The 11,081-nt window shown below is 40.8% G+C and carries 10 protein-coding genes; 9 read left to right on the top strand and 1 reads right to left on the bottom strand.

The window, feature by feature from the left end; genetic code table 11:
* The 6 genes from ACR2F3_RS06780 to ACR2F3_RS06755 form a co-directional block, all read left to right on the top strand.
* The coding region (locus ACR2F3_RS06780) for a transketolase C-terminal domain-containing protein (protein ID WP_432709222.1) at window positions 1–768 on the top strand (768 nt) is incomplete at its 5' end.
* A gap of 247 nt (window positions 769–1,015) precedes the next feature.
* The gene (gene ileS / locus ACR2F3_RS06775; protein WP_432709221.1) at window positions 1,016–4,411 is read left to right on the top strand and encodes an isoleucine--tRNA ligase; all 3,396 of its coding nucleotides are present in this window, start codon (window positions 1,016–1,018) and stop codon (window positions 4,409–4,411) included.
* Window positions 4,412–4,416: 5 nt separating this feature from the next.
* Window positions 4,417–4,800, top strand: a complete 384-nt coding sequence (locus tag ACR2F3_RS06770; protein ID WP_432709220.1) for a TraR/DksA family transcriptional regulator — start codon at window positions 4,417–4,419, stop codon at window positions 4,798–4,800.
* Window positions 4,800–5,402, top strand: a complete 603-nt coding sequence (locus ACR2F3_RS06765; protein ID WP_432709219.1) for a lipoprotein signal peptidase — start codon at window positions 4,800–4,802, stop codon at window positions 5,400–5,402. Before ACR2F3_RS06770 ends, ACR2F3_RS06765 begins: the two co-directional genes overlap by 1 nt.
* Before the next feature lie 75 nt (window positions 5,403–5,477).
* A complete protein-coding gene (locus ACR2F3_RS06760) occupies window positions 5,478–6,182 on the top strand; it encodes an SIMPL domain-containing protein (protein WP_432709218.1) in 705 nt (234 codons plus the stop codon).
* A 178-nt stretch (window positions 6,183–6,360) separates the two neighbouring features.
* Window positions 6,361–6,675, top strand: coding sequence for a hypothetical protein (locus ACR2F3_RS06755; protein WP_432709217.1), 315 nt, complete (start codon window positions 6,361–6,363; stop codon window positions 6,673–6,675).
* A 71-nt stretch (window positions 6,676–6,746) separates the two neighbouring features.
* Here ACR2F3_RS06755 and serS read toward each other — a convergent pair whose 3' ends face one another.
* On the bottom strand, window positions 6,747–8,018 hold the full coding sequence (serS, locus tag ACR2F3_RS06750; RefSeq protein ID WP_432709216.1) for a serine--tRNA ligase: 1,272 nt from the start codon (window positions 8,016–8,018) through the stop codon (window positions 6,747–6,749).
* A gap of 48 nt (window positions 8,019–8,066) precedes the next feature.
* On the opposite strand from serS, the gene rsmI reads away from it, so the two are divergent.
* Genes rsmI through lnt form a run of 3 tightly spaced genes read left to right on the top strand, consistent with a single transcriptional unit; the run spans window position 8,067 to window position 11,078 of the window.
* The gene (rsmI, locus tag ACR2F3_RS06745) at window positions 8,067–8,783 is read left to right on the top strand and encodes a 16S rRNA (cytidine(1402)-2'-O)-methyltransferase (protein WP_432709224.1); all 717 of its coding nucleotides are present in this window, start codon (window positions 8,067–8,069) and stop codon (window positions 8,781–8,783) included.
* Between the two features lie 24 nt (window positions 8,784–8,807).
* A complete protein-coding gene (locus ACR2F3_RS06740) occupies window positions 8,808–9,449 on the top strand; it encodes a PH domain-containing protein (RefSeq protein ID WP_432709215.1) in 642 nt (213 codons plus the stop codon).
* Window positions 9,450–11,078: an apolipoprotein N-acyltransferase gene (gene lnt / locus ACR2F3_RS06735; RefSeq protein WP_432709214.1), complete on the top strand. Its 1,629-nt coding sequence runs from the start codon at window positions 9,450–9,452 to the stop codon at window positions 11,076–11,078.
* Window positions 11,079–11,081: the final 3 nt, after the last annotated feature.

The raw sequence follows: 11,081 nt of genomic DNA, 5'->3' as shown, positions 1-11,081 counted from the left end.
CCTGCAACAGGTCTTCCGACGAAGAGCGAGCAGACAGACTTGCTGCAGTGTCTGTTCGGCAGAAACGGTGAGAGCCCTATGCCAGTTATTGCAGCTACAAGTCCTACAGACTGCTTTGATGCGGCATACATGGCCTGCAAGATAGCTTTGGAGCACATGACTCCTGTAGTGCTGATGACTGATGCATTTATTGCAAACGGTTCGGGTGCGTTGAAGTTGCCTAACCTTGCAGAGTTCCCTGCTATCAATCCTCCATACGTGCCTGAGGACATGAAGGGTACATGGACTCCATATATGCGTAATGCAGAGGGTTCGCGCTATTGGGCTGTTCCTGGACGTGAGGGTTTCCAGCATATCCTTGGAGGCTTGGAGAAGGACAACAAGACCGGTGCCATCTCTACAAACCCTGAGAACCATGATCTGATGACCCGTTTGCGTCAGGAGAAGATTGAGAAGATTCAGGTTCCGGACGTAGAGGTTCTTGGTGATCAGGATGCCGACCTTTTGATTGTAGGTTTCGGCGGTACATACGGACATTTGCATGCTGCAATGGATGAGATGAGAGCTGCGGGCAAGAAGGTTGCCCTGGCGCACTTCAAATACATCAATCCGCTGCCAAAGAACACAGCTGAGGTGCTCAAGAAGTACAAGAAGGTTGTTGTTGCAGAGCAGAACATGGGTCAGTTTGCAAGAATAAGCGCAATAACGGCCTTTTGTAGTTTAAGTTTCTTAATCATGGGTTCTTTTTATTTTTTTCTCGTTTCTTAATCAGGTTAATAATAACAAATATCAAACCAATTGCTTCCAGGATCATGCTGGCGATGATGAGGCCTATTGCCGTTGAAATATCATAATTTTTAAGAAGGAAGGCAACGGGCATGAAAATCACTGCAGCAAACATGCATATCATCCCAATTTTCAGGTCTTTAGTCATAAAACAAATTAGCTACAAAGCTACCTTTTTCCATTCTAATACCTTAACTTTGCAACCTTAATTTTTAAGGATACTGGATAGATGTATAGGGAATTCAAACAACTGGAACTAGCTAAAATAGGCAAAGAAATACTTGACTTTTGGAAATCGGAAAACATCTTTGAAAAAAGCATTTCCACACGGTCAGAAGCAAACACATTTACTTTTTACGAAGGACCTCCGTCAGCCAATGGTATGCCAGGGATTCACCATGTAATGGGTCGTGCCATAAAAGACATCTTTTGCCGTTACAAAACCCTTAAAGGTTTCCAGGTTAAACGTAAAGGTGGCTGGGATACTCATGGTTTACCCATAGAACTGGCTGTTGAAAAAAAACTTGGTATTACCAAAGAAGATATCGGCAAGAAGATTACCGTTGAAGAATATAACGCTGCCTGCCGTGAAGAAGTCATGAAGTATACCGATGTATGGAATGACCTGACTGAGAAGATGGGCTATTGGGTAGATCTTGACAACCCTTACATCACCTATGAAAATGACTACATGGAAAGCCTTTGGTGGATCCTGAAATCATTTTACAATAAAGGCCTGTTATACAAGGGATATACCGTACAGCCTTATTCCCCAGCTGCAGGTACAGGACTGAGTTCACATGAACTAAACCAGCCAGGTACTTACAAAATGTTGAAAGATACCTCTATTACTGCAGAGTTCTTTTTAAAGAAAGACAAGGATCATCCTTTGATGCCTGTGCTTTTTGAAAACGATCAGGAAGAAACTGCTATCATAGCCTGGACCACCACACCGTGGACCTTACCTTCAAACTGTGCCCTTGCCGTTGGAGAGAAAATCACCTATGTAAAAGTAAAAACATTCAATCCCTATACATTTTTACCGGTTAGCGTGATTTTGGCAAAAGACCTGGTTGGTAAACACTTCAAAAAAGAAGCTCAGGATCTGGATTTTGATGCTTACCATGGTGGCGACAAACTGATTCCATGGACAATTACCGCCGAATTTTCCGGTAAAGACATGGTCGGATTACGCTATCACCAATTGATGAACTATGTGACCAATGACGACCTGGAGAAAAATGCATTCCGCGTAATTCCGGGCGACTTTGTAACCACAGAGGATGGAACCGGAATTGTACATACTGCATCTATATTTGGTGCCGACGATTTCAGGGTAGCCAGGGAAAATAACGTTCCTTCAGTTATGGTGAAAGATGAAAAAGGAAATGAAACGCCACTGGTAGATAAACAAGGTAAGTTCGTTAAGGAAGTAACAGACTTTGCGGGTCGTTATGTTAAAGAAGAATATTACAGTGACGAAGAACGTAAGGCGGCAGATTTCAAGCCAACTGATGTACTCATCGCTATCAAATTAAAAGAAGATAATAAAGCGTTTGACGTTAAAAAATACGAACACAGTTATCCACATTGCTGGAGAACAGACAAGCCAATTCTATATTATCCATTAGACAGCTGGTTTATTAAAACCACTGCCGTTAAGGAGAAAATGGTGGCCTTGAATAAAACCATTAACTGGAAACCAGAAGCTACAGGATCCGGACGTTTTGGAAACTGGCTGGAAAACCTGGTAGACTGGAACTTATCGCGTTCGCGTTATTGGGGAACACCTTTGCCAATCTGGAGAACCAAAGATGGCGAATATGAAAAATGCATTGGTTCACTGGCTGAACTGAATGAAGAGATTCAAAAATCAGTGGAAGCTGGTTTCATGGATGCATCTTTTGAATTAAAAGATATGCACCGTCCTTATGTTGATGATGTGATCTTAACCTCCCCTACCGGCGAGAAGATGTTCAGGGAACTGGATTTAATTGACGTGTGGTTTGATAGTGGTGCCATGCCTTATGCACAATGGCATTTCCCTTTCGAAAACAAGGACGCATTTGAAAGTGCCTACCCCGCAGATTTTATTGCGGAAGGTGTTGACCAAACCCGCGGCTGGTTCTTCACTTTGCATGCTATTGCAGTGATGTTAAGCGAAACCAGTGATGAGGTTAAAGCGGTGAACGAAAAAGTGGGAAATCCAGGAGTAGCTTTTAAAAATGTGGTTTCCAATGGCTTGGTACTTGATAAAAACGGCAACAAAATGTCTAAACGTTTAGGCAATGGTGTTGACCCATTCAGTACCATTGAAACCTATAGTGCTGATGCTACCCGCTGGTACATGATCAGCAATGCATCGCCATGGGATAACCTGAAATTTAACATGGATGGCCTTGACGAAGTACGCAGAAAATTCTTCGGTACTTTATATAACACCTATGCATTCTTTGCCTTATACGCCAACATCGACCAGTTTAGCATTGATAAAGACAATGAAACACCGGTAGCTGATCGCAGTGAATTAGACAGGTGGATATTATCCTTACTACAAAACCTTATCAAGGAGGTTGACGAAAACTACAATACCTACGAACCTACCAAAGCTACGAGGGCAATACAAACCTTTGTTGATGAGCATTTAAGCAACTGGTATATCCGTTTATCGCGCAGGCGTTTCTGGAAAGGCGAAATGACTGCTGATAAAAAAGCAGCCTACGAAACTTTATACACCTGCTTAACCACGATATCACAATTGATGTCGCCGGTAGCGCCATTTTTTGCAGATTGGTTGTTCCAAAACCTTACCGTTGGTACTAAGGAACATAACATGGAGTCTGTACACCTTACTTTATGGAAAGATGCAGACCAATCACTGATTGATCAGGAACTGAACGAACGCATGGAGTTGGCACAACAAATTTCATCGTTGGCATTATCACTGCGCAAGAAAAGTTCGATTAATGTACGCCAGCCCTTAGCGAAAATTTTATTGCCTGTTTTAGATGAAAAGTTTGCCGATAAGGTTGAAAAGGTGAAGGAATTAATCCTCTCTGAAACTAACATTAAAAATATTGAGTACATTAGAGACACAGCAGGGTTTATTAAGAAAAAAATTAAACCTAATTTTAAAACACTTGGTCCAAAAGTAGGTAAGGATATGAAGACTGTGGCAGCTTACATTAATGGGTTAAATGCGGAACAACTAGCTACTTTTGAAAGTACTGGCGAACTTACTATACCAGGCACAGAATACACTGTGCAATTAGCTGATGTAGAAATCATTGCAGAAGATATTCCGGGCTGGCAGGTTACAAACCTAGGCAACCTAACCGTTGCACTGGACATCACATTGACAGAGGAATTGAAACAAGAAGGTTTATCGCGTGAGCTGATAAACCGGATACAAAACTTGAGAAAAGAGATGAATTTTGAAGTGACTGACCGTATAAAGGTAACATTACAGAATCACAACCTGATCTCGAAAGCGGCATTAGAAAATAAGTCATACATTTGCTCGGAAATATTAGCCGACGACCTAATTTTAACGGATTCCCTGGCGACAGGAAACAAAATCACCATCGATGATGTTGAGTTACAAATTTTGATTGAAAAACAATAAATATTATGGAAAAACCCACAAAAACAAGGTATTCTGATAGTGAGTTAAAGGAATTCAAAGAACTTATCCAAGAGAAACTAAGAATGGCAAAAGAAGAATTTCTTTCTTTAACCAATTCATTAAGCAGTCCTAATTCGAATGGTACAGAAGATACGTCGGGCACTTACAAAACTTTAGAAGATGGATCTGCTACTTTAGAAAAAGAGCAAATTAACCAGTTAGCGGCACGTCAAAAGAAATTTATAGAAAATCTTGAAGCTGCGCTAGTTCGTATCGAGAATAAAACTTATGGTGTTTGCAGAGAAACAGGTAAACTTATCCAAAAAGAACGTTTGCGTGCAGTACCGCATGCTACGTTGAGTATGGAAGCAAAACTGAAGCAAGCATAATGAAGGGCTATACAAAACCTTTACTTCTTATTTTCATCATCTTATTAGTCGACCAGGCCTCAAAAACCTGGGTAAAAACAAACATGTACCTCGGCCAGGAATTTAAAATTCTTGGCGATTGGTTCATTATCCACTTTACAGAGAACAATGGAATGGCTTTCGGACTGGAGTTCGGAGGTGAATTTGGGAAACTATTCCTTTCTTTATTTAGGATCGCTGCGGTAGCCGGTATAGGTTATGGCTTGCATTACCTGATTCAACACAAATATCACCGCGGCCTGATTATTAAAGTAGCTATGATCTTTGCAGGAGCTTTGGGGAACATCATCGACTCAGTATTTTATGGAAAAATATATCATTATGCCGGCTTTTTCCACGGCCGTGTAGTTGATATGTTTTATTTCCCAATACTTAAGGGGGTCTTCCCTACCTGGGTTCCGATCTGGGGTGGCGAAGACTACATCTTCTTCCGGCCTGTATTTAATGTGGCTGATGCTGCAATATCTGTAGGTGTAATTTTAATTCTCATTTACCAGAAAACTTATTTTAAAGAAGAAGTAGTAGAAGAAATTGGCCCTAATAATGAAGTAGTTGAGGAATAATACAGGTGAGGCAACCGATTTGTATGGATTTGGTATGATATTTTCATCTATCTATTAACATAAAAGAGAATAAAGATGAAGAACTTATTAGCCCTTGCCTTTGTTGCCTTGTTTACCACTGGTGCAATGGCCCAACAAGTTGATTTACGTAGAAAGATAACCGTAAGTGGTAGTGCCGAACGTGAAGTAACACCGGATATTATTTACATTAGTATTTCGTTAAAGGAATACCTTAAGGATGGTAACAGCAAGAAAAAAGTAGAAATTACTACCCTGGAAAATCAATTGGTAGCTGCCGTGCAGGCTGCAGGTATACCAAAAGAAAACCTGACCATAAATAACTTATCTAGTTATAATTATGCTACCAGGAAAAAGAAGGATCCAGATTTCTTAGCCAGTAAACAATACCGTTTAAAGGTAAGCGACCTAAATAAATTTAACGCTATTATGGATGCCATAGATCCAAAAGGTATTGCTTATACCAATATTGAGAGCTACGATTACTCTAAAATGGAGGATTTGAAGAAAGAACTAAAGGTTAAAGCCTTGCAGGCAGCTAAAGCTAAAGCAAGCTATATGGTGGCGGCAATTGGTAATGAGTTAGGTAATGTAATTGACATACAGGAAATAGGTAACGAATCTTTCCCGGTGCAAAATTACCGTGCGAACACCATGATGTTGAAGTCAAGTGCTTCATTAGATCAAGCTGAAGCAGCAGAAATAGATTTTAAAACTATTAAACTAACATCTGTAGTGAATACTGTATTCGAAATTAAATAATTGAACGAAAGAGTATACAGTTTTCTTTATCAAAAATATTTTGCTTTACTAGCTAACAGTCGTAACACACTTCGCTAATAGTCTAAAAAAAAGCCCTTTACATTTTTTTTTAAAAACCTACCAACGTTTTTGGTAGGTTTTTTGTTATTCAGAGGTACACCCTTTAAAATAATAAATTATGAAAAAATTAATCTACTCCCTGACCTTGATTTTTATGTTAGGCATCAGTGCAAACACAGTTTCTGCTGCTGGCCTTAAGGACAAAGACAAAGTTGAAATGACCGCTGAACAACAGGCTCAATTTAACAGGATCACCAACCGCGTTGAGCAAATCAGAGCTATGGATAAATCTGATTTATCGAGAGCAGAGAAAAAAGAGCTACGTAAAGAGTTGAAAGAATTGAAAAACCAGGCTCGTGCAATGAACGGCGGTGTTTATCTTTCAGTTGGTGCCATTATCATCATTATCTTATTATTAATCCTAATTTTATAATTAGTAGTTATACTTCATAAAAAAGGCTCCCTGCAAACGCACGGAGCCTTTTTTATGTCATTACTATTTGGTTAATCGATGATTGAAAAACCAGTATATTTTACCAGGGCCTCTGGAACTTTGATCCCTTCAGGCGTTTGGTAGTTTTCTAATATAGCCGCTACAATTCTTGGTAAAGCCAGTGCACTACCATTTAAGGTATGTGCCAATTGTGTTTTTCCGGTTGCTCCCTTAAACCTCAGTTTTAAACGGTTACTTTGGTAATTTTCAAAGTTTGATACCGATGAAACTTCCAACCAGCGTTGCTGGGCAGCGCTCCACACCTCCATATCATAGGTCATGGCAGAGGTAAAACCCATATCACCACCACATAAACGCAGCACGCGGTAATGTAAACCCAGTTCCTTTAATAATGACTGCACGTAGATACTCATTTCTTCCAAAACGTTATAAGACTGGTCTGGATGAACAATTTGAACCAGCTCTACTTTATCAAACTGATGAAGGCGGTTTAACCCACGAACATGGGCGCCGTATGAACCTGCTTCCCTGCGGAAACATGGCGTATAAGCACAGTTTTTAATTGGAAAAGCCTCTTCCTTTACAATCACATCGCGGTATAGGTTAGTTACCGGAACCTCTGCAGTAGGAATAAGATATAGGTTATCAACCGTTGCGTGATACATCTGGCCTTCTTTATCAGGTAGCTGCCCGGTTCCAAAACCAGATGCTTCATTTACTAAATGTGGAACCTGCATTTCACGGTAACCTTGCTCCGTGGCACGGTCAAGAAAGAAGTTAATTAATGCACGTTGTAAACGGGCACCTTTACCTTTATAAACCGGGAAACCTGCACCTGTAATTTTAGTACCTAATTCGAAATCGATGATATCGTATTTTGCACAAAGTTCCCAGTGAGGCAATGCAGCAGCGTTTAACTCCTCAGGCTGGCCATGTACAAGTACAATCTCATTATCTTCAGGGGTAGTACCAGCTTTAACCTGTTCGTTAGGCAGGTTAGGCAGTTGCACCAACAGGTTGTGCAACTTTTGCTCAGCGGCCACCAGCTGCTCCCCTAATTGTTTAATTTTGTCTTTATTGGCAGTGGTTTCTAGTTTAATGGCTTCAGCTTCCTCTTTTTTGCCGTTGCGCATCAATTCACCAATCTGTTTTGCACTCGAATTAGCTATAGCGGAAAGATTGTCTAAGGAAGTTTGTGTTTGTCTACGTTCGTCGTCTAGCTGGATAATTTCATCAACCAATTCAGGCTGTTTAAAATTTCGGACCGTTAAGCGTTCTAAAACTTTCTCTCTATTTTCGCGGATATAGTTAACTTGCAGCATTATTTATATATTTTGAACAAAGATAACAAGAGTTTGGAGACACTGAACATGGAAGGTAAACTATTTCTTGTCCCTACGCCCATAGGTAACCTTGAGGATATGACATTCAGGGCCATCAGGATACTCAAAGAGGCCGATATCATTTTAGCAGAAGATACACGCACCAGTGCGCCGATGCTAAAACATTTTGGCATCGATAAAAAGGCATATTCTCATCACCAGCATAACGAACACAAGGCAACTTCAGAAATCATAAAATTCCTGAAAGAAGGTAAAAATGTTGCGCTGATTTCTGATGCAGGAACACCTGCCATCTCCGACCCTGGTTTCTTCCTGACAAGAGAAGTGATTAAAAATGGATTAGAGATTGAGTGTTTACCTGGTGCCACCGCTTTTGTACCGGCTTTGGTTAATTCCGGTTTACCAACAGATTCCTTTGTATTCGAAGGATTCCTTCCGGTTAAAAAGGGAAGGCAAACCCGAATGAAAAAACTGGCTGAAGAAGAACGTACCATTGTACTGTATGAAAGTCCGCATCGGTTACTCAAAACACTAGAAGAATTTTCAGAACATTTTGGTGAAGACCGCCAGGCTTCTGTAAGCCGCGAGCTTACCAAAATGTATGAAGAAACGGTGAGGGGAACCCTGCTGGAGATAAAATCACATTTTGAAAACAACATATTAAAAGGAGAATTTGTAATTTGTGTAGCCGGAGCACCGGAAACAAAAAAGACGAAAGCCGACAGGCCTGACTACAAAAAATAACCTCACCTCATAAAAATATACCCCATGTTAATAGATCAATTTTTAACAGACGAGCAAGACCCTAAAACGGTTGATAAAGTTGTAGGTAAACTAACGGATTTGCTAAGCAGCAATGAAGAACTGCTATACATAGCCGTACAGAAACGTCCGGCAGTAAACTTGATGCCTGATTGTATTGCGCTAAGCAATAAACGGATTTTTTACTGTGAGCCCACAAACTTTGGGATTACGATGAACTTTAAAGACATTTCCTGGAAAAGCATTAAAGAGGTATCTTTTAAAGAAGAACTTTTCGGTTCTAAATTTATATGCGTTCCGCAGCAAGGTGAAAACATTGTTACCGAGTATATTCCTAAAGTGCAGGCCAGAAAATTATACCAGGCGGTACAGGAACAACTTGATGCCTACAAGAAGGAATTAAACAAAGAGCAGGAGGAACTTAAGAAATCAACCGGACTGCCCCAGTTTACGCCCATTGACATCATTGAAGAAGTTGATGAAACAGACATCCAAGCCCCAGTGGTAGCGCCTGCATCAGAAGTTGTGGAAGAACCAGAAGATGAGACCACGCTTAAGCTAAGGAAATTAAAAACTTTATTTGATAAGCAATTAATCAACCAGGAGGAATACGAAGCTAAAAAAGCAAGTATTTTAGACAGCATTTAGATGGATTATAAGAATACGGTTATACCCGCTTTATTAAGTGCTTTTATATTGTGGCTGGCCTGGCCACCTATGCCTTATACCGGGCCTTTATTACTGATTGGCTTAGTGCCCTTACTCATCGCCATTGATCGGATCAGGAATGGAAACAGCCTGAAAAAAGGAAAACAAGTGTTTCTTTCTGCTGGCCTAACTTTCCTGGTGTGGAACACTGCCTGTATCTATTGGGTATATAATGCCATTAGTGCAGATAACAACGCTGTTATTGCCTTTTTGGTGTCACTGATACCTTTTGGCCTGGGTGCCTTGCTCATGACTTTTGCTTTCTGGTTGTATTACCGATTAAGCCTATACACCTCTAAAAAGGTTGCCTACACCGGTTTAATCAGCTTTTATATCGCCATGGAATACCTACACCAGACCTGGGAGCTTTCCTTTCCCTGGATGACCTTAGGTAACGGATTTGCAGGCATGCACCAATTGGCACAATGGTACGAATTTACCGGCGTTTATGGTGGATCAGTATGGATCCTGTTAAGCAATATTTTAGCTTTCGAGGCTTACAAAGCTTATATATCCCAAAAAGGATACCTTCAATACCGTACTGCTTTGGCCTGGGCTTTTGTGGTAATTCTTCCGGGTGCCATATCTTTAATTAAGTACAATGGTTATGAAGAAAAATCCAGGCCCGCATCTGTGGTGGTGGTACAGCCTAATATAGATCCTTACAAGAAATTTGGGGGCATCAGTACCGCCGAGCAACTTAACCTGTTAATACATCTTTCTGACTCTGTTGGCAAAGTAGATACTGAATATTTCCTGTGGCCGGAAACCGCCATACCAAGTTACCTTGATGAAGAACAGATCCGCAACAGCCAGGAATTTATGGAGTTGCAAAATTTTATCAAAAAATATCCCAATGCCTCACTGATCACGGGTATTGAAACCGTCAGGGTATATAGCGACCAGCGGACAATCAGTGCTAAACACGACCCTAATTCTGGCTTGTATTTCGATAACTTCAATACAGCCATGCAGATTGAGAATTCAGCAAACATACAATTCTACCATAAATCTAAATTAGTACCCGGTGTGGAGAAGTTACCCTTCCCTACCGTGATGGCTTTTTTAAAACCGGTATTTGCTCAGCTTGGTGGTACCATTGGTGGATGGGGCTGGCAGGAAAAACCAAGTGTTTTTTATGCTTATAGTGGCATTGGTGTGGCACCGGTGATTTGTTATGAATCTTTATGGGGCGATTGGATTGGCCAATCGGTTAAGGATGGCGCTCAGTTCATCGCTATCATTACCAATGACGCCTGGTGGGGTAACACCTCCGGAAAAGACCAGCATTTCTTATACGCCAAATTAAGGGCTATAGAAAACCGCCGCTGGGTGGCACGCTCCGCAAATACCGGAATCTCCGGTTTTATCAACCAACGGGGCGATGTGGTGAAACGCAGTGCCTGGTGGACCCAAACAGCCCTGCAAGAAAATGTAAATTTGAATGATGAGCTTACTTTTTACAGTAAGAGCGGTGACCTGATTGCAATATTACTATCGATCACAGCCTTGTTTCTTGCCTTAATTATCCCTTATAAACACTGGATAAAAAAGGTAAAGCCGGCTTAAAAC

It is taken from the genome of Pedobacter sp. (assembly GCF_045627485.1).
Taxonomy (GTDB): Bacteria; Bacteroidota; Bacteroidia; order Sphingobacteriales; family Sphingobacteriaceae; genus Pedobacter.
This window is presented reverse-complemented; position numbering and strand designations above follow the sequence as displayed.

What these genes read in the sequence shown, in the direction of transcription:
- ileS (WP_432709221.1), top strand. Translation starts at nt 1,016, where the DNA reads ATGTATAGGGAATTCAAACAACTGGAACTAGCTAAAATAGGCAAAGAA.
- ACR2F3_RS06770 (WP_432709220.1), top strand. Translation starts at nt 4,417, where the DNA reads ATGGAAAAACCCACAAAAACAAGGTATTCTGATAGTGAGTTAAAGGAA.
- ACR2F3_RS06765 (WP_432709219.1), top strand. Translation starts at nt 4,800, where the DNA reads ATGAAGGGCTATACAAAACCTTTACTTCTTATTTTCATCATCTTATTA.
- ACR2F3_RS06760 (WP_432709218.1), top strand. Translation starts at nt 5,478, where the DNA reads ATGAAGAACTTATTAGCCCTTGCCTTTGTTGCCTTGTTTACCACTGGT.
- ACR2F3_RS06755 (WP_432709217.1), top strand. Translation starts at nt 6,361, where the DNA reads ATGAAAAAATTAATCTACTCCCTGACCTTGATTTTTATGTTAGGCATC.
- serS (WP_432709216.1), bottom strand. Translation starts at nt 8,018, where the DNA reads ATGCTGCAAGTTAACTATATCCGCGAAAATAGAGAGAAAGTTTTAGAA.
- rsmI (WP_432709224.1), top strand. Translation starts at nt 8,067, where the DNA reads ATGGAAGGTAAACTATTTCTTGTCCCTACGCCCATAGGTAACCTTGAG.
- ACR2F3_RS06740 (WP_432709215.1), top strand. Translation starts at nt 8,808, where the DNA reads ATGTTAATAGATCAATTTTTAACAGACGAGCAAGACCCTAAAACGGTT.
- lnt (WP_432709214.1), top strand. Translation starts at nt 9,450, where the DNA reads ATGGATTATAAGAATACGGTTATACCCGCTTTATTAAGTGCTTTTATA.